The 20,005-nt window shown below is 63.0% G+C and carries 20 protein-coding genes; 12 read left to right on the top strand and 8 right to left on the bottom strand.

The genetic code is table 11. The annotated features are described in order from the left end of the window. Nucleotides 1–137: 137 nt before the first annotated feature. From J7S20_RS04740 to J7S20_RS04730, 3 genes are all read right to left on the bottom strand, one after another. Entirely contained in the window at nucleotides 138–440 is a 303-nt protein-coding gene (locus tag J7S20_RS04740) for a hypothetical protein (protein ID WP_284053070.1), read from the bottom strand. Nucleotides 441–507: 67 nt separating this feature from the next. Then, the gene (gene cysK / locus J7S20_RS04735; protein WP_284053069.1) at nucleotides 508–1,431 is read right to left on the bottom strand and encodes a cysteine synthase A; all 924 of its coding nucleotides are present in this window, start codon (nucleotides 1,429–1,431) and stop codon (nucleotides 508–510) included. After that, nucleotides 1,428–2,750 (bottom strand): MFS transporter, encoded by a 1,323-nt coding sequence (locus J7S20_RS04730; protein WP_284053068.1) that lies wholly within the window; start codon nucleotides 2,748–2,750, stop codon nucleotides 1,428–1,430. Before J7S20_RS04730 ends, cysK begins: the two co-directional genes overlap by 4 nt. Before the next feature lie 206 nt (nucleotides 2,751–2,956). On the opposite strand from J7S20_RS04730, the gene J7S20_RS04725 reads away from it, so the two are divergent. The 5 genes from J7S20_RS04725 (at nucleotide 2,957) to J7S20_RS04705 (ending at nucleotide 8,497) form a co-directional block, all read left to right on the top strand. Continuing rightward, complete coding sequence (locus tag J7S20_RS04725) at nucleotides 2,957–4,687, top strand: DUF885 domain-containing protein (RefSeq protein WP_284053067.1); 1,731 nt, start codon at nucleotides 2,957–2,959, stop codon at nucleotides 4,685–4,687. A gap of 57 nt (nucleotides 4,688–4,744) precedes the next feature. Then, nucleotides 4,745–5,776 (top strand): hypothetical protein, encoded by a 1,032-nt coding sequence (locus J7S20_RS04720; protein WP_284053066.1) that lies wholly within the window; start codon nucleotides 4,745–4,747, stop codon nucleotides 5,774–5,776. A 52-nt stretch (nucleotides 5,777–5,828) separates the two neighbouring features. Beyond that, nucleotides 5,829–6,425, top strand: a complete 597-nt coding sequence (locus J7S20_RS04715; protein ID WP_284053065.1) for a fasciclin domain-containing protein — start codon at nucleotides 5,829–5,831, stop codon at nucleotides 6,423–6,425. Between the two features lie 47 nt (nucleotides 6,426–6,472). Next, nucleotides 6,473–6,817, top strand: coding sequence for a hypothetical protein (locus tag J7S20_RS04710; RefSeq protein WP_284053064.1), 345 nt, complete (start codon nucleotides 6,473–6,475; stop codon nucleotides 6,815–6,817). Nucleotides 6,818–6,976: 159 nt separating this feature from the next. Continuing rightward, nucleotides 6,977–8,497 carry a catalase gene (locus J7S20_RS04705; RefSeq protein WP_284053063.1) on the top strand — a complete coding sequence of 507 codons (1,521 nt, stop codon included), beginning with the start codon at nucleotides 6,977–6,979 and terminating at the stop codon, nucleotides 8,495–8,497. A gap of 71 nt (nucleotides 8,498–8,568) precedes the next feature. Here J7S20_RS04705 and J7S20_RS04700 read toward each other — a convergent pair whose 3' ends face one another. Continuing rightward, nucleotides 8,569–8,919 (bottom strand): DUF3147 family protein, encoded by a 351-nt coding sequence (locus tag J7S20_RS04700; RefSeq protein ID WP_284053062.1) that lies wholly within the window; start codon nucleotides 8,917–8,919, stop codon nucleotides 8,569–8,571. A 589-nt stretch (nucleotides 8,920–9,508) separates the two neighbouring features. Here J7S20_RS04700 and J7S20_RS04695 point away from each other — a divergent pair. Then, nucleotides 9,509–10,555, top strand: coding sequence for a serine hydrolase domain-containing protein (locus J7S20_RS04695; protein WP_284053061.1), 1,047 nt, complete (start codon nucleotides 9,509–9,511; stop codon nucleotides 10,553–10,555). Here the strand turns inward: J7S20_RS04695 and J7S20_RS04690 are convergent. Beyond that, on the bottom strand, nucleotides 10,540–10,740 hold the full coding sequence (locus tag J7S20_RS04690; protein ID WP_284053060.1) for a glutathione S-transferase N-terminal domain-containing protein: 201 nt from the start codon (nucleotides 10,738–10,740) through the stop codon (nucleotides 10,540–10,542). The genes J7S20_RS04695 and J7S20_RS04690 overlap by 16 nt on opposite strands. A 21-nt stretch (nucleotides 10,741–10,761) precedes the next feature. Here J7S20_RS04690 and J7S20_RS04685 point away from each other — a divergent pair, with 21 nt between their 5' ends. Next, complete coding sequence (locus tag J7S20_RS04685) at nucleotides 10,762–11,400, top strand: hypothetical protein (protein WP_284053059.1); 639 nt, start codon at nucleotides 10,762–10,764, stop codon at nucleotides 11,398–11,400. A gap of 35 nt (nucleotides 11,401–11,435) precedes the next feature. Here the strand turns inward: J7S20_RS04685 and J7S20_RS04680 are convergent. After that, nucleotides 11,436–12,787 (bottom strand): IS3 family transposase gene (locus J7S20_RS04680; protein WP_284053058.1). Its coding sequence is split into 2 segments (ribosomal slippage): nucleotides 11,436–12,449 and nucleotides 12,452–12,787, totalling 1,350 coding nucleotides; the frame shifts between segments, so codons are not numbered across the junction. 90 nt (nucleotides 12,788–12,877) lie between these two features. Here J7S20_RS04680 and J7S20_RS04675 point away from each other — a divergent pair. Together J7S20_RS04675 and J7S20_RS04670 are read left to right on the top strand one after the other, a co-directional pair. Further along, on the top strand, nucleotides 12,878–13,288 hold the full coding sequence (locus tag J7S20_RS04675; protein WP_284053057.1) for a hypothetical protein: 411 nt from the start codon (nucleotides 12,878–12,880) through the stop codon (nucleotides 13,286–13,288). Next, the gene (locus tag J7S20_RS04670) at nucleotides 13,281–13,859 is read left to right on the top strand and encodes a hypothetical protein (protein ID WP_284053056.1); all 579 of its coding nucleotides are present in this window, start codon (nucleotides 13,281–13,283) and stop codon (nucleotides 13,857–13,859) included. Before J7S20_RS04675 ends, J7S20_RS04670 begins: the two co-directional genes overlap by 8 nt. Before the next feature lie 7 nt (nucleotides 13,860–13,866). Here the strand turns inward: J7S20_RS04670 and J7S20_RS04665 are convergent, their stop codons facing one another. After that, nucleotides 13,867–16,248 carry an ATP-dependent helicase gene (locus J7S20_RS04665; RefSeq protein WP_284053055.1) on the bottom strand — a complete coding sequence of 794 codons (2,382 nt, stop codon included), beginning with the start codon at nucleotides 16,246–16,248 and terminating at the stop codon, nucleotides 13,867–13,869. A 116-nt stretch (nucleotides 16,249–16,364) separates the two neighbouring features. Between J7S20_RS04665 and J7S20_RS04660 the strand changes: the two genes are divergently transcribed. Both J7S20_RS04660 and J7S20_RS04655 read left to right on the top strand, forming a co-directional pair. Next, nucleotides 16,365–18,017, top strand: a complete 1,653-nt coding sequence (locus tag J7S20_RS04660) for an inorganic phosphate transporter (RefSeq protein ID WP_284053054.1) — start codon at nucleotides 16,365–16,367, stop codon at nucleotides 18,015–18,017. A gap of 84 nt (nucleotides 18,018–18,101) precedes the next feature. After that, complete coding sequence (locus J7S20_RS04655) at nucleotides 18,102–18,296, top strand: hypothetical protein (protein ID WP_284053053.1); 195 nt, start codon at nucleotides 18,102–18,104, stop codon at nucleotides 18,294–18,296. A 6-nt stretch (nucleotides 18,297–18,302) separates the two neighbouring features. Here the strand turns inward: J7S20_RS04655 and J7S20_RS04650 are convergent, their stop codons facing one another. Then, nucleotides 18,303–19,220, bottom strand: a complete 918-nt coding sequence (locus J7S20_RS04650; RefSeq protein ID WP_284053399.1) for an NAD(P)/FAD-dependent oxidoreductase — start codon at nucleotides 19,218–19,220, stop codon at nucleotides 18,303–18,305. A gap of 49 nt (nucleotides 19,221–19,269) precedes the next feature. Here J7S20_RS04650 and trmD point away from each other — a divergent pair, with 49 nt between their 5' ends. Next, the gene (gene trmD / locus J7S20_RS04645) at nucleotides 19,270–19,992 is read left to right on the top strand and encodes a tRNA (guanosine(37)-N1)-methyltransferase TrmD (RefSeq protein WP_284053052.1); all 723 of its coding nucleotides are present in this window, start codon (nucleotides 19,270–19,272) and stop codon (nucleotides 19,990–19,992) included. Nucleotides 19,993–20,005: the final 13 nt, after the last annotated feature.

Here is a 20,005-nt window from a genome sequence, read left to right as displayed (position 1 = left end):
CGAAGATCGTTTCAGACCGCGATTTCAGCAATCGGGCGAACTGCAATATGTCGTCGGGGCATGCGCTTCGCCTTTCAGTGCTCCGCCACCGCATATCCCATTTCGCGGGCGCGTAAAACGTAGCTGGCTTGGCCTGCTCAATCCTGCCAGGAGCCCGTCGCTTCGCACAGGTCGCGACGTGTCTTTACTGCCGCGACGCAGCGGCGGCCCTTGTGGCAATCGACGATTTGCGTCGCATAGCGATGCGTGCAGCTCGGGTTGCTGTGAAGCGCGGGCGGGACGTTCATCCGGACGCGGTTGGCATCGTCATCGCTCAGGCCCGCAAGTTCGGAAGAGACCGGTGCGGCCCTTGCCGGGCTGCTGCTGCCGCCGCCGAAAAGCGTCGGCCAGAACAACAGCATCGCAAGCATCGCGCCGATGCACAAAACCGCATTTCGCATGGTCCCCCCGGGAAAGCCTTGCCGATTTCCGGAGGGACCGTAACGTTATTTTGCCCGATATGGCAAATCAGCTTTCTTCGGGCAGGAAATCGGGCACGGAGAGATAGCGCTCGCCCGTGTCGTAATTGAAGCCGAGGACGCGGCTGCCCTCGGGCAGGTCGGGCAGCTTGTGCAGGATCGCGGCAAGCGTCGCGCCCGAGCTGAGGCCCACCAACATGCCCTCCTCGCGCGCGGCGCGGCGCGCCATGTCCTTGGCGACTTCGGCTTCGACCTTGATCGCGCCGTCGATCGCCTGGGTATGCAGGTTCGACGGGATGAAGCCTGCGCCGATGCCCTGAATGGGGTGCGGACCCGGCTGACCGCCCGAAATGACGGGCGATTGTTCGGGCTCGACCGCATAGACCTTCAGGTCGGGCCATTCCTTTTTCAGCGTTTCGGCAACGCCGGTGATATGGCCGCCGGTGCCGACGCCGGTGATGATGACGTCGATCGGGTTGTCGCGGAAATCGTTCAGGATTTCCTGCGCGGTGGTGCGGACATGCACATCGACATTGGCGGGATTGTCGAACTGCTGCGGCATCCAGGCGCCTTCGGTCTGGTCGACAAGCTCCTGCGCCCGCTCGATCGCACCCTTCATGCCTTTTTCGCGCGGCGTGAGGTCGAAACTGGCCCCATAGGCGAGCATCAGGCGGCGGCGCTCGATCGACATGCTTTCAGGCATGACGAGGATCAGCTTATATCCCTTGACCGCGGCGACCATCGCGAGGCCGACGCCGGTATTGCCGCTGGTCGGCTCGATGATGGTGCCGCCGGGCTTCAGCTTGCCCGACTTTTCCGCATCCTCGATCATGGCGAGCGCGATGCGGTCCTTGATCGATCCGCCGGGGTTCGAACGCTCGGACTTGATCCACACCTCGGCATCGCCGAACAGCCGCTGGACGCGGATGTGCGGGGTATTGCCGATCGTTTCCAATATGGTGTTGGCCTTCATGCTGCCTTCTCCTCGGGTTCGGTGAATTCCAGTGTCTCGGGCGGATCGAATGTTCGGGCGTGGCGAAGCTGCGGGAACAGCCGCGCCCAGGCCGCAGTGACCAATATGGCCCCGACGCCGCCTGCGACAACCGCCGCCACCGGGCCGATCAGCGCCGCGAGGAAGCCCGACTCCGCTTCACCCATTTCGTTCGATCCGGAGATGAAAAGCGTGGAAACCGCGCCGACGCGGCCGCGCATGTCGTCGGGGGTGTAAAGCTGAATGAGCGTCTGGCGGACATAGACCGACACCATGTCCGCTGCGCCAAGGACGAATAGCGCGGCGAGCGACACGATCGCGGCCGGCGCGAAATCGCTTCCCGTCGCGGCCGCACCGAAAATGGGCGTCGTCAGGATTGCGGAGAGGCCGAACACCACCGTGGCGACCCCGAAGGTGGCGACGCCCAGCAGCATCTTGACACCGACATTGGTCCTGAGCGGCTTCCAGGCGAAAATCAGCGCCGTCGTCACCGCGCCGAGCGCCGGTGCAGCGCGCAGATGGCCGAGGCCGTCGGCACCGATATGGAGGATGTCGCGCGCATAGACGGGCAGCATCGCGGTAGCGCCGCCGAGCAGCACCGCGAACAGATCGAGCGAAATCGCGCCCAGGACGAGCTTGTTGCGCCGGACATAGGCAAGGCCATCGATCATCTGCGCCCAGGGGTTGCGCCGTGCGATCTGCGACCGGCGTACTGGTGTGATGAGCAGCAGCATGATGAAGGCGAAGGTGAACAATCCGGCGGACACGGCATAGGGCAGCCACTGCGCCGCCGCATAAAGATAGCCGCCCATTGCCGGGCCGATCACCGACCCGGTCTGCCATGCAATCGAACTGATCGCGATGGCCGTCGGCAGCACGTCGGAAGGAACCAGATTGGGCGAAAGCGCCTGCAAGGCAGGGCTCGCGAAGGCGCGTGCGACGCCCAACAGCGCCGCGACCGTGAACAGGATGCCCAGCGTGACGGTGCCGTTATAGGTCGTCCAGGCGAGCGTGAAGGCGCACGCTGCCTCAAGCGCGACCGATGCGCGGGCGATCCAGCGCCGGTCTATCCGGTCCGCGACCCAGCCCGCGAACAGGGTCAGCGCGAGCAACGGCAAAAACTGGGCGACACCGATCAGGCCGAGCTGGAATGACGCGGCCTTCACGCTCATCATTTCGCGCGCGAGGTCATAGACCTGCCAGCCGATGACGATCACCATCGCCATCTGTGCCAGCGTGGTCGCGAGCCTCGCCAGGAAATAGGCGCGGAAATTGGGAATGGTAAAGGGATGGGCCGCCATGTCGGGTGCTGTAGGCCGGAGGTACGGGATTCGGCAACGTGCGAATGGCTTTCAGCCCTGATGGCAGCGCTTTAGACCCGATGTTGGACTATGGCGTGACCGATCGCCGGGCAGAGCGGCTTTTACCCGATTTGGTCACGCACGGGCTGGCGCGCCGTAACGTCATCTGTCAAAAGCCGAAACGGCGAGAGCGAACGGAGGATCGGATGCGTTTGAAGTTGTTGACCGCTGTGGGGGCCTGTCTGCTCGCGGCGGCATGTTCTTCATCGGATAATCCGCTCACCGGTTCGGACAATGCGACCGCCCAGGCCGATGCGACCTGGCCGGGCTTCGTCGACAATACGATCGAGGGCTGGTTCGCACTCGATCCCTCTTTCGCGGTCTATCAGGGCCGTCACGATTTCGACGGCAAGCTGCCCGACTGGAGCCAGGCGGGGCTCGACAGGAAGTCGAAATTCCTGAAGCAGGTGGTCCAGAAGGCGCGTACCTTCCAGAACCTGACGCCACGGCAGGAGTTCGAGCGCAGCTATATCATCAAGGTTGCCGAAGGGCAGCTGTTCTGGCTGCAGGATGCGGACCAGCCGCATCGCAATCCGGCCTATTATATCGGTGGTGGACTGGACCCCAATGTCTATGTCGCGCGCAACTATGCCGATCCGGCAACGCGGATGCGCGCGATGATCGATTTCTTCAATGCGGTGCCGGGCGCCGCGAAGAATATCCGCGACAATCTGCAGATGCCGTTGCCCGCGAGTTTCATCAAATACGGCATCGCAGGGTTCGGTGGGCTCGCCGACTATTATGTCAACGATGCGCGTGCGGCCTTTGCCGATGTGAAGGACGCCAATCTGCAAAAGCAGTTCGCGCAGTCGTCCGAGGCGGCGTCGCAGGCGATGCGCGGCCTGCAGAAATGGTTTGAGGACCATCAGTCCGATGCGACGCAGGATTATGCGCTCGGGCGCGAGCGTTTTCTGCGCATGTTGAAGACGACCGAGGCGGTCGACATTTCGCTCGACAAGCTCACCGCGATCGGCCGGGCGGACCTGAAGCGCAACCAGGACGCGATGAAGGCGGCGTGCGACAAGTTCGCTCCCGGTGCAACGATCCAGCAATGCGTCGCCAAGATGAGCGCCGACAAGCCTGAAGGCGGTCCCGTCGAGGCGGCTCGCCGGCAGATTCCCGAACTGCGCAAATTCGTCGAGGAAAAGGACCTAGTGTCCATTCCCGGTACCGAAGAGGCCAAGGTCGAGGAATCGCCGCCGTATAACCGGCAGAATTCGGCCTATATCGACCCGCCGGGGCCGTATGAGAAGAATATTCCGTCGGTCTATTACATCTCGCCGCCCGACGCGAGCTGGTCGAAGGAAAAGCAGAACGCCTATATTCCGGGCAAGGATGACCTGCTCTTTACCACGATCCACGAGGTGATGCCGGGACATTTCGTCCAGTTTCTGCATTCGAACCAGTCCGATTTCATGTTCGGCAGGCTGTTCGTGGGTTACGGCTTTGCCGAAGGCTGGGCGCATTACACCGAAGAGATGATGTGGGAAGCGGGGCTGAACAATGGCGACCCCGAAACGCATATCGGCGAACTGTCGAACGCGCTGCTGCGCGATTGCCGTTTCCTGTCGGCAATCGGTCTGCACGCCGGCGGCATGACGCAGGCGCAGTCGCAGCAGATGTTCGAGCAGCAATGCTATATCGATCCCGGCAACGCCGAACAGCAGGCGGCACGGGGCACCTATGACCCGGCATATCTCAACTACACGCTCGGCAAACTGATGATCCGGCGGCTGCGCGCCGACTGGACCGCGCAGCATGGCGGCAGAAAGGCGTGGAAGGCATTCCACGACAAGTTCCTCAGCTATGGCGGGCCGCCGATTCCGCTGGTTCGTCAGCAGATGATGGGTGAGGACAAGCCCAGGGCGGTATTCTGATTTGATGGAACCTCCATTCGGCCTTTTCGGTTGTGAAGGTCGATATGGAGGTTTCTCATGCGTAACGTTCTTCTCGCTACCGCCGCGCTGGCGTTTTCTGTCGGCGCTCCGGCGATCGCTCAAGACCATGGCAAGGGCCACGCCAACGACCATGGGAACGGCAATGCCGCGCACGGGCCGGAAAAGCATGCCGGTAAATCGGCGGACGAGGGTAAGCGCGGCGGCCCGCCCGAGCGTGTCCGTGAGCATGGGGCAAAGCCCGGGCCGCAGGATCGCGCCAGGGCGCAGCCGGTAAGGGCGCATCCGCAAATGGCCGAGGACCGAGGCGGCCCGCAACCTGTCGCGCGGATTCAGGATCGCTTGGTGCCGGGGCAGCACAAGCAGCAGGAGAAGGTGCGCCGCGAAGATCGTCGTGACGCTGGCGCCGTAAATGATCGGGGTCGGCATTTCGAACGCCGTGCATCGATCGTTCGCGATAACGGCCCCATCTATCGTATCGAGCGCGTCCGCCAACGATTTGTCGATGGCTGCCCCCCGGGCCTTGCCAAGAAACAAGATGGCTGTCTGCCACCGGGTCAGGCAAAGAAGCTGGCTTCGGAGCGCCCCTTTTACAGCAATTGGTGGCGCCGGCTTGACGGTGGCGACGCGAATTACCGGTATGACAACGGGTATCTCTATCGCATGCGGCCCGGCACGAACACGGTCGCATCCTATCTCCCGCTGCTCGGCGGTGCGCTGTCGGTCGGCAACGTCTGGCCGAGTGGATTTTCTGGAACGCAGGTTCCGGCTTATTACCGCCAGTATTACGGCTATGATACGCCCTATGACTATCGTTACGCCGACGGGGTGATGTACGGTGTCAATCCGCAGAACAATATGATCGAACAGGTTGCTGCGCTGCTGACGGGCGACAACTGGAATGTCGGTCAGCCAATGCCGTCGGGATACGGCGTCTACAACGTGCCCTACCAGTATCGGTCGCAATATCGCGATACGCCCCAATCGATGTACCGGTATAGCGATGGCTATATCTATCAGGTCGATCCGACGACGCGGATCGTCCAGGCGGCGATCCAGTTGCTGACCTGATCGGCACCCAGCAAAATCAGACCATTGAACAAGGGTAGGAAGGGGAATGCCTGTGTTTTCGAAACGAGCGATGGCCGCGCTTGCCGTACCGCTGATGGCGCTGACGCTTGCCGGATGTGGCAGCGGTGCTGGCAATGATGCAGCGGCGAACGGCACGGCGGCCGAGCGGCCCAGTGACCGGACGCTGGCCGATCAGCTGGGAAGCGCAGATGGCCTCGACACGGTGAACGATCTCGCCAGGAACGCGGGGCTGGAGGATGTGCTGGGCGGTATCGGTCCGTACACGATCTTCGCGCCGACCGATGCCGCGTTCAAGGCGATGGGCGATGACCGGATTTCGGAACTGAAGAGCGATGCGATGAAGGCGCAGGATGCATCGCTGATGACCGCGCATATCGTGCCGGGGTTTCTGACCACGCAGGATATCGAGAACGCGATTGCCGCGAACAACGGCGCCGTCGAAATGACGACAATGGCCGATGGCAAGCTGACCTTTTCAAAAGAAGGCGGCGCGCTGGTCGTAACCGCGGACAATGGTGCGAAGGCGACGCTTACGGGTAGTCAGACGCTGGCTTCGAACGGCGCGATCCATCCGGTCTCGGCGCTGCTGCTGCCGACCGAAGTGGCACAGGCAAAGACCGAACAGTAGCGCGAAAGGCTCTTGCTGCGGTGCAGCAAAGTTCATATCTTCGACCGATGTACAGAAGCGAAGATGCGAATGAGACGATGACCGCACCCAGCGGCCCGGCCCCGACTCTTTTCGAAGCGATCGTGCGCAAGCGTTGCGTCGCGGCAACCTATAACCGTGGTGAGGTGGTGCTGGCCCCGCACGCCGCCTTCATGCGCCACGGCGAGTTGCACATCGCCGCGGTTACGGTAACGCGCGACGGCAATCCTCCGCGCGAGGAAAAGGTCGGCATCTTCAAGGTCGACGGACTTGGCGATTTGCGGGCGATGGACCGCGACTTTGCGGTTAGCCCGGTTTTCGATCGTGGGGATGAACGCTTCGCGGGCGAAATATTGCTTCAGGTCGAGGACTGATCGCGCGCCGTCCGGCCATGGTCGTTGAGCCGACGCTGGAGTTGTCCAACGCGGCTTCGGTATCGGCCGGTCGCGGAAATCGATGAGACGCGGAACTTCGCGCGGCGCCGTTGGTAGGTGGGATGCCCCCTTTTTCCCAACGAACCGAGGTGTTTCGCCATGGCCGATAAGACAGTTCCCCCCACCACGACCACTGCCGGCATTCGTGTACAGAGTGACGAACATTCGCTGACCGTCGGTCGAGACGGGCCGATCGTCCTCAACGATCATTATCTGATCGAGCAGATGGCGAACTTCAATCGCGAGCGGATTCCCGAGCGGCAGCCGCATGCCAAGGGCAGCGGCGCCTTCGGCCATTTCGAGGTCACGAACGACGTCACCAAATATACCAAGGCAAAGCTGTTCCAGCCGGGCGCGAAGACCGACATGGCGGCGCGCTTTTCGACCGTGGCTGGCGAGCGCGGCAGCCCCGACACGTGGCGTGACCCGCGCGGCTTCAGCCTGAAATTCTATACCGAGGACGGCAATTTCGACATGGTCGGAAACAACACGCCGGTCTTCTTCGTGCGCGACCCGATCAAGTTCCAGCAGTTCATCCGTAGCCAGAAGCGCCGGCAGGACAACGGCCTTCGCGACCATGACATGCAGTGGGATTTCTGGACGCTTAGCCCCGAAAGCGCGCACCAGGTCACATGGCTGATGGGCGATCGTGGCATCCCCAAGACGTGGCGCCACATGAACGGATATTCGAGCCACACCTACAGCCTCGTCAATGCCGAGGGCGAGATGTTCTGGGTGAAGTTCCACTTCAAGACCGATCAGGGCATCGAGTGCTTTACTCAGGAAGAGGCCGACAAGATGGCGGGCGCGGACAGCGACTATCACCGCCGCGACCTGTTCAACGCCATTGCCAGCGGCGATCATCCGAGCTGGACGCTGTACTGGCAGATCATGCCGTTCGAGGATGCGAAAACGTATCGCATCAACCCGTTCGACCTGACCAAGGTGTGGCCGCACGACGATTATCCGCTGATCGAGGTCGGCCGGTTCACGCTGACCAGGAACCCGACCGATTTCCACACCGAGATCGAGCAGCTTGCCTTCGAACCGAACAACATGGTGCCGGGCGTCGGTCTATCGCCTGACAAGATGCTGCTCGCGCGCGGATTTTCCTATGCCGATGCGCACCGCGCGCGGCTGGGCGTCAACTACAAGCAGATCCCCGTGAACAAGCCGGTCTGCCCCGTCCACAGCTATTCGAAGGACGGCGCGATGCGCGTCGAGAAGGTCGAGGACCCGGTCTATGCGCCCAACAGCTATGGCGGCCCTGCGGCGCAGCCTTATGAGGGCGAGGCCGGGCTCTGGTATTCGGATGGCGAGATGGTGCGCCAGGCCTATACGCTGCGCGAGGATGATGACGATTGGAGCCAGCCGGGCAAGCTGGTCCGCGAAGTGATGGACGACGCCGCGCGCGACCGCTTTGTCAACAACGTCGTCGGCCATTTGTGTCAGGGCGTGAGCGAGAAGGTGCTGCAGCGCGCGTTCGAATATTGGCGCAATGTCGACAAGGACGCGGGCGACCGGATCGAAAAGGGCGTTCGCGAGAAGCTGGGAGGCAAGTCGGACCAGCCGGGCATGGCGTCGGCGGAATCGACGAAGCAGGTCGAGCCGGCCGAATAACGATCGGGCAGAACGCCTGACCAAGAGCGGCGCAGGTCCGATGGGGCTCGCGCCGCTTTTGTTGATGCAGGCTAGACCGGGATGCCGATGCGCGGGCCTAGCGTGGTCATGGCTAGGTAGAGGATGACCGTCAGCGCGCAGCCCAGGCCGAGCGCGGGCCAGAAATGCATGCCGTGGCGCATGAGCGCGGGGATGACGAGGAACATCGGCAGCGAGGGGAGGACGTACCAGAAGGTCGCCTCCGCATGCGCGGCCATGTTGGCGGCGTCGGGGCGCTCGCGCCACAGCCACATCATGCCGAGGACCGAGACGAGCGGCAGCGAGGCGACGAGCGCGCCGAACGCGGGATAGCGCTTTGCCAGCGTCGAGACGATGGCGATGATGATGCCGGACAGCGCGGCTTTGAGAAGGAAGAAGGGCATGGCGGCTTTCGTGGCTGGAACGGGCGGCCAGCGCTATCGCGCGGCGCGGTGCGATGCCAGCCCGGCGCGGGCTTAGCTTCACACTTTTCCCGCTGTTTGTGAAAGAAAGTTCCGCGTGGGCGCAGGCTTGTTGCGCATCGGAAAATCGGGCGCGCGACGGTGAGAAAGAGCGTGCGGCGATGCTAGCGCGCGTGGTGTCGTGTAGGACAGCGGTTTCGCGTCGAGGGCACATTCGGGGGCGTGTTGCGGCACATGGGTAAGCGGAACGGGCGGGGCGAGCGGCGCAGGGGCGAGCGAAGCAGGGGGCGAGTGGCGGGGTGGGGGCCGATCCCGCGCGCGTCGGGAGGGTTGCTTGCTCGCGCAGGTCCTCCGGCTTCCTGAACGGTCGGCGGAGACGCCGGCTTCGCAATCGTCAGAAGCGGCGCACCGGTTTCGGGACCGCCCCCGGCCTCGCGCGCGTGGCGGGCCAGCGCGACATCGCGCTCGGGTGCATAGTCGCCCGGCCGTGGCTCGGGAGCATCGCAGGAATTGCGCGCGGCGTATTATCATTATAACACACGCTGGCGTTTCATCCTCGGGAGAGCCGCGAATGCGGAGATTGCTGGCCGTCCTGCTGCCGCTCATGCTGGTCGTGCCGAGCGCCGCCAGTGCGCAGGCGGAGGCGCCCGGGCTGGTTTCGATTGCGCGCGCGGCGGCGGAGCAGAACGGCTTTTCGGGCGTGGTGCTCGTCGCTGCGGGCGATGATGTGCTGGTCGATCGGGGATTCGGAGAGGCGAACCGCGAATGGGGAATCGCCAATGGCGTCGATACGCGGTTCCGGCTCGGGTCGCTGACCAAGCAGTTCACGGCGGCGCTGGTGCTGAAGCTGGTCGATGACGGCAAGGTCGATCTCGACGCCCCGATCGCGCGCTATCTGGACGATGCGCCCGCGGGCTGGGCGAAGGTCAGCGTGCGCGACCTGCTGGCGCACACATCGGGCATTCCCAATTTCACGACGATGGACGGTTTCGACGCCTGGGCGATGACGGCGCGCGAGCCGAACGAGATTGTCGGTTTCTTTCGCGGGCAACCGCTCGACTTCGCGCCGGGCAGCCGCTTCGAATACAGCAATTCGAATTACGAGGTGCTGGGGCTGCTTTTGCAGCGGGTGACGGGCAGAGCCTATGGCGCGCTGCTGCACGACCGGCTGTTCGCGCCGCTGGGGCTGGGCGACAGCGGGCTGGACAGCGATGCGCTGGTCCTGCCGCACCGCGCGGCGGGATATCGCTGGCGGGACGGCGCGCTGGTGCGCGCGCGCGGCATTTCGATCAGCGTGCCATGGGCGGCGGGCGGCGTATATTCGACGAGTCACGACCTGCTGGACTGGGCGCGGGCGCTGTATGGCGGGCGCGTGCTGTCGGCGGAATCGCTGGCGGCGATGACGCGCAAAGGCCCCGGCGATTACGGGCTGGGGCAGGAGGTTGGCGCATTTCGGGGCCACCGCCTGATCGAGCATGAAGGGCGGATCGAGGGCTATAGCAGCTATCTGGGCTATCTGCCCGACTGGAAGCTGACGGTGGTGGTGCTGAGCAACGTGTCCGACACGCCCGCCGGCGTGCTGGCACACCGCCTGATCGAAGGCTACGCGGCGCGATAGCCGAGCTTCGTCCGCGCGGCGGAGCGGCGGCGGCGGAGATCGGCTTCGGTGTCGTCGCCATGATCGAACAGGACGAAGTCGAAGCGGTCGTCGAGGCCCATCTCATGGAGCGCGATGCGCAGCTTCAGGCAGAAGGGGCAGCTTTTGAGCAGCCAGGCGCGGGGGCGGGAGGTGGGGTTGGGCATGGGGCGGGTTCCGGAAGGGGGGTGGCGAACTCGCAGATCACGGTACTCACGGAGTGGTATCAACAATTTCTAGACCGTTTTTGTGCTGAATTTGACAACGAACGATATCAGCACTTTATTCGAAATATCGGGGAGGAATTCTTAATGGCTCGACGTCCGTATCTTTTCTGTAGGTATCAGATCGAGGCAGATGGTCAAATTTTGGACGAATCTGGTCAGCTTTCGTTTCTAGCTGAAAATCAGGGGCAGCGGATGGAGCATCCGACCCGCGGCGAACGGCCAAACGCAAATGCACTTCTTATGGAGGTGGATCCTTTCGAAGCCGACGGCTTGAATGCGGTTGAATTTTATATCGGGTATCAGCCGGGGTATCGAACGAAATCAGGTTACGATTCCAGAAAGCAGAAGCGAACCACTAACGTCGTTCCTGACGATCACATCAAGTCGGCGCACATAATCGCTGTTCCAACGCTGGGCTGCATGGCCATCGAGGACCGAACTGGCGAACATAATATTCCGCAGAGGGTTGCGGCGAAGGCTCTGGGGTCGATTGCGAAGTCAGTGTTTGACGATGCCGAAGTGTCTGTAATTCACTTAAGCGATGCAGAAGCTCGTGAGGTGTGTCCGTCGTCAGAACATTTGGCACAACTCGCGGCGTAGATCAGCGGAGTGCGGGCCTCGTCTCGGTTTGATGTTTAGGCGGCCAGCCTGCGGTGTTGCAAGCGCCGATATGCGAGTGTCTTTCGCTTGATCCTTTCTCTTCGTTTGATGATGGCCGGCGCTCTGCCGAAGTAGGCATCGGCGGGCGTTACGTTGTCGAGGCTCTCGTGGTAGCGCTGGTGGTTGTAATGCTCGACGAAGGCCTCGATCTGCTGTTCGAGATCACCGGGCAGGAAGTAGTTCTCCAGCAGTACCCGGTTCTTCAGGGTCTGGTGCCAGCGCTCGATCTTGCCCTGGGTCTGCGGATGGAAGGGCGCACCGCGCACATGGCTCATCCTGTTGGCCTCGATGTATTCGGCCAGCTCGCCCGCGATGTAGCTGGGGCCATTGTCGCTGAGCAGGCCCGGCCTGTGCAGCACGTTGGCATGGTCGCAGCCTGAGGCTGCCAGCGCCATGTCCAGCGTGTCGGTGACGTCCTCAGCCTTCATCGTCGTGCACAGCTTCCAGGCGATGATATAGCGCGAGAAGTCGTCGAGCACGGTCGAGAGGTAGACCCAGCCCCATCCGATGATCTTGAAGTAGGTAAAGTCGGTCTGCCACATCTCATTGGCGCGGGTGGTCTTGGTGTGGAACGCTTCTGCCGCCTTGATCACGGTGTAGGCCGGGCTGGTGATCAGATCATGGGCCTTGAGCAGCCGGTAAACCGTGGCCTCGGACACGAAGTAGCGCTTCTCGTCAGTGAAGCGCACCGCCAGTTCGCGTGGGGACAGCTCGGTCTGCTCCAGCGCCATCTCGACGATCTGGTCCTGCACCTCGGGCGCAATACGGTTCCACACCCGGCTCGGCGTCGATGGCCGGTCTGCCAGTGCCCCCGGTCCGCCTTCGAGATAACGGTCATACCAGCGGTAGAAGGTCCGCCGCGCCACGCCGAGCTGGTCCAGCGTGCGCTTGGCGGGCAGATGCGACTGCTCAACGATCCGGATGATCTCGAGCTTCTCGGATGCGGGATACCTCATGCGTCGTCGTCCCCATCCGCGATGATGCTTTTTTTGAGCAGCCGGTTCTCCAAAGTGAGATCGGCCACGCACTCCTTCAGATCGCGGGCTTCGCGGCGCAGATCCTTCACCTCGTCTGTGGTCGCGGCACGTGCCGTATCGCCAGCGAGCCTGCGCTTGCCAGCCTCCATGAACTCCTTGGACCAGGTGTAATACAGGCTCTGCGCAATCCCTTCGCGGCGGCACAACTCGGCGATACTGTCATCACCGCGCAAGCCTTCAAGCACGATCCTGATCTTGTCTTCGGCTGAGAAGTGCCGACGGGTCTTGCGGCGGATGTCCTTGACCACCTGCTCGGCAGGCGATTTTGCATTGGAGGATTTGGGCTTCATCTTCGTTCCTTCGTCACTACGACGAAGCCCAAATCCTCCTTAAATCACAACCTCAAATCTGTGCCATTGGCGCTGACGGGGAACAGTGAGGTGCTCACCACCTGGGAGTTGATACAGTACGACTATGTTGTCCGACCGCTTAACCCCATCCGGCTGTCAGACTATAACGAAATGCGCTCGGAGGCTATGAAGGCCGACAAGGTTGCAACCGATTCGGGGCGGCTACGTCCTGCTAAGGGAGGAACCATGGCTGCCAATGGCGGTTCAGTATCTGAGACCCAAGAAATGGTGGATGCCGGTTACGGGCAGAGTGGTGGTCGCGCGTATACACCGGATGGCGACGAAGCGCGCGTGCCAAAACCTAAATTCCACATGGACAAAGCTAAGAACTTTGCCGAACGGGAAAAGCCCCGCTTTTTGAAAATTATGTTTGAGGACGGCGATGATGGTGCAACCAGCAGACAGGAAATCGCCCGAACACTCATCAAATTCTATGGATGAAATTCCGTCTAGGCCTAGTTTGGCCCAAACCTTTGCCAAGGCACTGCAGATATCCGCTAAAAAGCGCGGATATCGGGCATTTATTCCTGTTCGAATGATTTTGACATTGGCGGTTGGGATAGGTGTGTCAAGATTTGTTCCGGACACCGCTTGGAGAAGTGATAATCTTGGCGCGATGGCTACGCTTTACGGCGGCATTCTCGCGTTCAACGCGTTGCTGTTAGCTGTGGGCTGGAATGCTTTTTCTCGTATTTATGATGCGATATCGGAAGAAGAGTTTTCTGAATTCCTAAAGCGATATAATATGTTCGATTTGCATATTATGTTTATATCACTTGTGCATATCACTCTAGCGTCTGCGGCAATTATGAGCTTTGCAGGGCTTATATCGCTTCTTCTTCCTATTGGGGCTGAAATATCCAAGTGGATTTTGGCTATAATATTATTTTTGTCAGTCTATTCTCTGACGGAAGCAATGAGAGCTACCACGATGATGAACGACCTTGTGTGGGATAAGGCCCATGCCACTAAAGGATCAGGTAACGTTCATAATCTTAATCAGAAAAATTAATCCGACCTCACCCAACCGTCACGAAACTATCCATCACTCGTTTCCGCCCCGCCTTCTCAAACTCGATCTCCAGCTTGTTGCCTTCGATTTCCTCGACGCGGCCATAGCCGAATTTCTGGTGGAAGACGCGCATCCCCACCGCAATATCGTCGCGGCCCTTGTTGCCTAGGCTGACGGCGCTGGCGCGGGCTTCGAGGACGCGGGTGGGTTCGCGGGTGAAGGTGCGGCTGGTCCATTCGCCGCCGATCTTGCCCGCCGCGCGCTGCCAGCCGGGGCCTCTGCCGGTGCCGCGTCTGGTGTCGGCGAAGGGATCGCTATGTTCGGACCAGTTGGCGCGCCACAGGCTCTCGCCGCCGGTCATAGTCGTTTCCTCCTCGATATGCTCCTTGGGCAGTTCGCCGACGAAGCGGCTCGGCAGGCTGCTGTTCCACTGGCCGTAGATGCGGCGGTTGGCGGCGTGGAGGATGACCGCGCGGCGGCGCGCGCGGGTGATCGCGACATAGGCGAGGCGGCGCTCCTCTTCGAGGGAGGCGAGGCCGCCTTCGTCGAGCGCGCGCTGCGAGGGGAAGAGGCCTTCTTCCCAGCCGACGAGGAACACGGTGTCGTATTCGAGTCCCTTGGCCGCGTGGATGGTCATGATGGTGACCTTCGCATCCTCCTGCACCGCGTCATTGTCCATGACGAGGCTGACATGTTCGAGGAACGCGCCGAGCGTTTCATATTCCTCCATCGCGCGGACAAGCTCGGTCAGGTTTTCGAGGCGGCCGGCGGATTCGGCGGATTTGTCCGCCTGCAGCATCGCGGTGTAGCCGCTTTCGTCGAGGATGATGCGGGCGAGTTCAGGGTGCGGGATGGCGTCGGCGAACGGCGTTCCGGCTTCGCCGGCCCCTCCACCGCGCTCCGCGCGGTCCCCCTCTCCAAGCGAGCTTGGGGAGGAACTGAATGCCATGTCGCGCCAGCGGGCGATGTCGCCGATGAACGCGGCGAGCGAGTTGCGGGCGCGGGCCTGTAGCTCGTCGGTGCCGATCAGGCGCGCGGCGGCGGTGAGGAGGGGGATGCCCTCCGCGCGTGCTAGCTGGTGGATCTGCGCCACCGCCTTGTCGCCAAGGCCGCGCTTTGGGGTGTTGACGATGCGTTCGAAGGCGAGGTCGTCGGCGGGCTGATTGACGATGCGCAGGTAAGCGAGCGCGTCGCGGATTTCGGCGCGTTCGTAAAAGCGGAAGCCGCCGATGATGCGATAGGGCAGGCCGATGGCGATGAAGCGGTCCTCGAACTCGCGCGTCTGGTGCTGCGCGCGGACGAGGATGGCGATGTCGTCGAGGCTGGCGCCGCCGCGCTGCGCGCTCTCGATCTCCTCGCCGACGCGGCGGGCCTCTTCGGGGCCGTCCCAGACGCCGGTGACCTGCACCTTTTCGCCCGCGTCTAGCTCGGTCCACAGCGTCTTGCCGAGGCGGCCGCCATTGTTGGCGATGACGCCCGATGCGGCGCCGAGGATGTGCGGGGTCGAGCGGTAATTCTGTTCGAGGCGGATGACCTTTGCGCCGGGGAAGTCGCGTTCGAACTTGAGGATATTCTCGACCTGCGCGCCGCGCCACGAATAGATCGACTGGTCGTCGTCGCCGACGCAGGCGATGTTCTTTCGCTCTTGGGCGAGGAGGCGCAGCCAGAGATACTGGACGGCGTTGGTGTCCTGATATTCGTCGACGAGGATGTATTTGAAGCGCTGCTGATACTGTTCCAGCACCTCGCGATGCTCCTTGAGGATGGTGAGCATGTGGAGGAGGAGGTCGCCGAAATCGCAGGCGTTGAGCGCGCGGAGGCGATCCTGATACTGCTGGTACAGCTCCTGACCGCGGCCGTTTGCATATTGCTCGGACTCGCCGGCGTCGAGGTCCTTCGGGGTCAGCCCCTTGTTCTTCCAATTGTCGATCAACCCGGCGAGCTGGCGCGCGGGCCAGCGCTTCTCGTCGAGGTCGTTTGCCTGGATGAGCTGTTTCAGGAGGCGCTTCTGATCGTCGGTGTCGAGGATGGTGAAGTTCGACTGCAGCCCGACAAGCTCGGCATGGCGGCGCAGCATCTTCGCGCCGATCGCGTGGAAGGTGCCGAGCCAGGGCATCCCCTCGACCGCGTCGCCGACGAGATGGCCGACGCGCTCCTTCATCTCGCGCGCGGCCTTGTTGGTGAAGGTGACGGCGAGGATCTCCGACGGCCACGCCTTGCGCTGGTAGAGGATGTGGGCGAGGCGGCGGGTGAGCGCGGCGGTCTTGCCCGTGCCCGCGCCGGCAAGGACGAGGACGGGGCCGTCGGTGGTGAGCACGGCCTCTCGCTGCGGCTCGTTCAGGCCGCGCAGATAGGGCGGTTCGGACGGGGTGGGGGCAAGCTCGGTCACCTGCGAACAGTTAGGGAACGCGGGCGCGCGGGGCAAGCGGCAGGTTGGCCGTGCCGATTTCGCCGCGGGGGGCAGGCGTCATAATAAGTTCACATGCGAGGCGCAGGCGCTGGCGCATGGCAACCGCTGCGATACCGCAATCATCCGAGGCCGGTCGAATCCGCCTCGACACTCCCAACCGCCCGATCGCCACCTGGATATTTGCCGGCACGCTTGTCGGCGGGCTGATCTATGCCGCGACGAGCGTGCTGTCCGACACGCGCGGCGTGGGCGAGACGCTGGCGCTCGGCGTGTTCGCCTTTCTGGGGCTGGCGCTGGTGATCGCGCTGGGATTCGAATTCGTGAACGGATTCCACGACACGGCGAACGCGGTGGCGACGGTGATCTATACGCGGTCGATGTCGCCCGCCGTCGCGGTGATATGGTCGGGCGCGTTCAACTTTCTGGGCGTGATGGTGTCGTCGGGGGCGGTCGCCTATTCGATCATCACGCTGCTGCCGGTCGAACTGATCCTGAACGTCGGGTCGGCGGCGGGGTTCGCGATGATCTTTGCGCTGCTGCTGGCGGCGGTGATCTGGAACGTGGCGACCTGGTATGTCGGGCTGCCCAACTCGTCGAGCCACTCGCTGATCGGGTCGATCCTCGGCGTCGGCCTTGCCAACCAGCTGATCGAGGCGGGGAGCAAGGGCGGCACGGCGGGCGTCGATTGGGGGCAGGCGGAAAAGGTGCTGTCGGCGCTGCTGTTCTCGCCGATGCTCGGCTTCGGCGCGGCGCTGGTGCTGATGTTCACGATCCGCGTGATTTCGCGTCGGACCAAGAAGCAGGTGCTGCTTCAGGCGCCGCACACCGCGCAGGACAAGCCGCCGCGGGGCATCCGGGCGCTGCTGATCTTCACCTGCACCGCCGTCAGCTTTGCGCATGGCGGCAATGACGGGCAGAAGGGCATGGGGCTCATCATGCTGATCCTGATCGGCTGCGCGCCCACCGCGTATGCGCTCAACCGGACGATGCCCGCCGCCGAGACGGCAAGCTTCGTGCAGGTCGCCAATCAGGCGTCGCAACTGTTCGAAGGACGTAGCGGCAGTGCGAACGTTCCGATCGTCGATGCGCGCAAGGTGCTGGCCGATGCGCTGCAGAAGCGCAAGGCGGACAGCCCCGCCGTCTATGCCGCGCTCGGCACGGTGTCGCACGAGTTGAGCGTGTCGGTCGAACATTATGGCGCGCTGTCGAAGGTGCCCGCGCAGGCGACGCGCAACCTGCGCAACGACATGTATCTGGTGCTCGATACAAGCCGCCTGATCACCAAGTCGGTGGAGACGTCGCAGAGGTTCAGTGCGACCGATCTGAAGACGATCGACAGGTTCCAGACAATGCTGGAAGCGGGAACGCGCTTCATCCCCTTTTGGGTGAAGGTTATCGTGGCGATCGCGCTTGGCCTGGGCACGATGGTCGGATGGAAGCGCATCGTGCGCACGGTCGGCGAACGCATCGGCAAGACCGAGTTCACCTATGGCATGGGCGCGTCGGCGGAATTCGTCGCCGCATCGACGATCCTGCTCGCCGAGAAATACGGGCTGCCGGTTTCGACGACGCATATCCTGACATCGGGCGTCGCGGGCGCAGCGGTCGGGCAAGGGGCGGGGCTGCAGGGGCGCACGATCCGCAATATGGGGCTGGCGTGGTTCCTGACGCTGCCGGTGGCGATGACGCTGTCGGGCGGGCTCTATTACCTGATGCTGTCGGTGGTGCGCGCATTCGGCCACGGTTGAAGAGCCGCGCGTCGACAGCGCATGCTTGCGACGGCGGGCCCACTGCCGCTAATCGTCGCGGAGCAGCGTGGCAGGGGAGGCCCGATGAGCGACAAGCCGATATTTCGCAGGCGTCTGATCTACGCGATCGTGCTGGGCGCGGCGATCATGTTCGTCTGGGCGTTCCTGCGCGAGACGGGAAAGGTCGGCGGGCAGGATTGCACCGCCAGCCGCCAGGTCGAACGTGACGCCAGCGGTAATATCACCAAGATCACCACGCGCGCCTGCCCGGACGGGTAACGCCGTCTAGCGCCTGATCGGACGGCGCTGGTCGAGGTCGTTGCGGATGGTGGTCGCGGCGACTCCGGCTTCGCCCATCGCGTGGCTTATCTGGTCGAGCCCGAGCACAACGTCGCCTGCTGCGTACAGGCCGGGGATGGTCGTGCGCTGATGCGCGTCGACCTCCAGACAGCCCTCATCGCTCGCCCGCGCGCCGGCATGGATGGCAAGTTGCGAACGGATCGTCGAGCCTAGCGCGGGATAGACGCTGTCGAAGGCCATGCGCCCTCGCGCGGTGTCCAGCGCGAGCCGACCGCCCTCGATCGACCAGCCACCGCAAGGCCCTGCGACCTGCGCGACTCCGGCATCGTCGAGCGCGCGCTGGCATTCCGGATCGAGGTCGTGCTCAGCATTCGGCGAGATCAGCGTCACATCGCCGGTATAGCCGCGGATAAACAGCGCCTCTCGCATCCCGTGGTCGCCGGTGCCGATGACGCCGACGCGCCGGTCGGTGACCTCATAGCCGTCGCAGACCGGGCAGTAGCGAACGAGGCCCGCGGCGAGCGCTTCATCATGGAGCGCGTCGTCGATGTCGGGGCGGTGGTTGATGACGCCGGTCGCGAGCAGCACGCTGCGCGCCTGATAGCCCTCGGCCCCGACGGCAACCAGGAAGTTGCCGTCGTCTTCGGGCTTGATCTGCGTGACTTCACCCTCGACGCGCACCGCGCCGAACTTGCGCGCCTGTTCGCGCATCAGGCGCAGCAGCTCGATGCCCGCAATTCCGTCGGGAAAGCCGGCATGGTTGCGCGTCCTGGGGATCAGCGCGGCGCGGCTGCTGCCGCAATCGAACAGGCGGATCTTCAGATGAAAGCGGGCAAGGTAGATCGCCGCGGTCAGGCCCGCAGGCCCGGCGCCGATGATGATGCAGTCGTCGATTGCGTCCATATCCTCGCATACCCTTGCCATTGCGGCGGCGAGCGGCGAAGGAGCGCGCATGACCTTCGCCGCCACCGTTCTAACGCTTTACCCGGAGATGTTTCCCGGCCCGCTGGGAATTTCGCTTGCCGGGCGTGCGCTGGAAGCGGGGCTGTGGTCGCTCGACACCGTGCAGATTCGCGATTTTGCCGAGGACAAGCATCGTACCGTCGATGAAACGCCGGCGGGTGGCGGTGCCGGTATGGTGATGCGCGCCGATGTGCTGGCACGTGCAGTTGACAGCGTGACCGCCGAGGTGCCGATGCTGGCGATGACGCCGCGCGGCAAGCCGTTGAAGCAGGAACGCGTGCGCGAACTGGCGGCCGGGCCGGGGGTGGCGGTGCTGTGCGGGCGGTTCGAGGGGTTCGACGAGCGCATTTTCGAAGGGCGTGAGATCGAAGAGGTGTCGATCGGCGATTATGTGCTGTCGGGCGGAGAAATGGGCGCTTTGGTGCTACTCGACGCTTGCATTCGCCTCGTTCCCGGCGTAATGGGCGCGGCTTCAAGCGGAGTCGAGGAGAGCTTCGAAACGGGTCTGCTCGAATATCCGCAATATACCCGACCTCAGACATGGGAAGGGCGCACGATCCCCGAAGTGCTGCGATCGGGGGATCATGCGAAGATCGCGGCATGGCGCAACGCCAGGGCCGCGGAAGATACACGGCTAAGGAGGCCGGACCTTTGGGAGCGCCACGAGGGCGCTCGGGCCGTGTCTCCCTCTGGTGCGCAGCGAAAAGATTAGGGACGCGAATACC

Source organism: Stakelama marina (assembly GCF_018122655.1).
Lineage (GTDB): Bacteria > Pseudomonadota > Alphaproteobacteria > Sphingomonadales > Sphingomonadaceae > Sphingomonas > Sphingomonas marina.
The sequence above is the reverse complement of the archived record's forward strand: the minus strand, read 5'-3'. Positions and strand labels throughout refer to the sequence as shown.

Excerpts from the sequence above, each read along its gene's own strand:
- J7S20_RS04740 (WP_284053070.1), bottom strand. The coding sequence starts at position 440 with ATGCGAAATGCGGTTTTGTGCATCGGCGCGATGCTTGCGATGCTGTTG.
- cysK (WP_284053069.1), bottom strand. The coding sequence starts at position 1,431 with ATGAAGGCCAACACCATATTGGAAACGATCGGCAATACCCCGCACATC.
- J7S20_RS04730 (WP_284053068.1), bottom strand. The coding sequence starts at position 2,750 with ATGGCGGCCCATCCCTTTACCATTCCCAATTTCCGCGCCTATTTCCTG.
- J7S20_RS04725 (WP_284053067.1), top strand. The coding sequence starts at position 2,957 with ATGCGTTTGAAGTTGTTGACCGCTGTGGGGGCCTGTCTGCTCGCGGCG.
- J7S20_RS04720 (WP_284053066.1), top strand. The coding sequence starts at position 4,745 with ATGCGTAACGTTCTTCTCGCTACCGCCGCGCTGGCGTTTTCTGTCGGC.
- J7S20_RS04710 (WP_284053064.1), top strand. The coding sequence starts at position 6,473 with ATGTACAGAAGCGAAGATGCGAATGAGACGATGACCGCACCCAGCGGC.
- J7S20_RS04705 (WP_284053063.1), top strand. The coding sequence starts at position 6,977 with ATGGCCGATAAGACAGTTCCCCCCACCACGACCACTGCCGGCATTCGT.
- J7S20_RS04700 (WP_284053062.1), bottom strand. The coding sequence starts at position 8,919 with ATGCCCTTCTTCCTTCTCAAAGCCGCGCTGTCCGGCATCATCATCGCC.
- J7S20_RS04695 (WP_284053061.1), top strand. The coding sequence starts at position 9,509 with ATGCGGAGATTGCTGGCCGTCCTGCTGCCGCTCATGCTGGTCGTGCCG.
- J7S20_RS04690 (WP_284053060.1), bottom strand. The coding sequence starts at position 10,740 with ATGCCCAACCCCACCTCCCGCCCCCGCGCCTGGCTGCTCAAAAGCTGC.
- J7S20_RS04670 (WP_284053056.1), top strand. The coding sequence starts at position 13,281 with ATGGATGAAATTCCGTCTAGGCCTAGTTTGGCCCAAACCTTTGCCAAG.
- J7S20_RS04660 (WP_284053054.1), top strand. The coding sequence starts at position 16,365 with ATGGCAACCGCTGCGATACCGCAATCATCCGAGGCCGGTCGAATCCGC.
- J7S20_RS04655 (WP_284053053.1), top strand. The coding sequence starts at position 18,102 with ATGAGCGACAAGCCGATATTTCGCAGGCGTCTGATCTACGCGATCGTG.
- J7S20_RS04650 (WP_284053399.1), bottom strand. The coding sequence starts at position 19,220 with ATGGACGCAATCGACGACTGCATCATCATCGGCGCCGGGCCTGCGGGC.
- trmD (WP_284053052.1), top strand. The coding sequence starts at position 19,270 with ATGACCTTCGCCGCCACCGTTCTAACGCTTTACCCGGAGATGTTTCCC.